This is a genomic window from Kocuria rhizophila (genome assembly GCF_003667225.1).
GTDB lineage: Bacteria > Actinomycetota > Actinomycetes > Actinomycetales > Micrococcaceae > Kocuria > Kocuria rhizophila.
The window spans coordinates 1-729 of sequence record NZ_RCOM01000164.1 but is presented as its reverse complement, the minus strand read 5'-3'; the positions used below and the strand labels follow the sequence as shown (position 1 = coordinate 729).

The window sequence follows — 729 nt, the reverse complement described above, 5'->3', positions numbered from 1 at the left end:
CGCTTGGTTCGGTGGATATACCATTGACGTTGTGGGGCGAACGGCAGTAGCACCCGTTCCGCTGCATAGAGCCCCGCTTGACGTTCTGCAACGGCACGGGCCTTTCGAGGGAACCGTTCAGCCGGGCACACGATGCCGACTGGTCAACGTCGAGACAAAAGCATTAGTTTCCTACCGGGTCAAATGCGGCAACCTCGACGGCTGGACCGATGAAGCCGGTTCGTTTGATCCGCCGCTGGGAATTGGTTTGTTCGGAACCTCTCAGTAATTCGCCATTTTGATCGACTCTTTTCCCCGTCCCGGCTATCGGGCAATCGTTAGCCGGCAGGCCGTCTGGGGCGGGACCGTGTTCCCGCTCCGGCATTTGGCGGATTCCCGGCCCTGCCGCGACTGACCAACAATCGTCAATTGGTACTACCCTTGCGGGCTGCCCTTCAGTCGGGGAACGCGCTCGACGGACGGGAATCGATTTGCCATTATCATGACGTCACCCTTCGTCACTCGATTAGCGAACAGATGAGCGCACCACCCCTCGTTGCCGAATCTCGCGTTGCCGTACTTGTCGACTGCGATAACACAACGCCGGAGATACTGGACTACGCCCTTCGCGTTGTGGCCCAGTTTGGACGCGTGGTGCTCCGGCGCGGCTATGGCAATCAGAGCACGCTCGGAAAGACATGGCAAGAAGCTCTGGTTCGGCAGGCTTTTACGCCTTGCCTTCAGTATCAA

General features: G+C 58.7%; 2 protein-coding genes. One reads left to right on the top strand and one right to left on the bottom strand.

From position 1 onward, the window contains the following. Window positions 1-268: hypothetical protein (locus D9R02_RS12465; RefSeq protein ID WP_220700430.1), on the top strand; the 268-nt coding region annotated here is incomplete at its 5' end. Between the two features lie 146 nt (window positions 269-414). On the opposite strand, the gene D9R02_RS12460 is transcribed toward D9R02_RS12465, so the two are convergent. Continuing rightward, a partial coding sequence (locus D9R02_RS12460) for a hypothetical protein (RefSeq protein ID WP_220700429.1) occupies window positions 415-729 on the bottom strand: 315 nt, incomplete at its 5' end.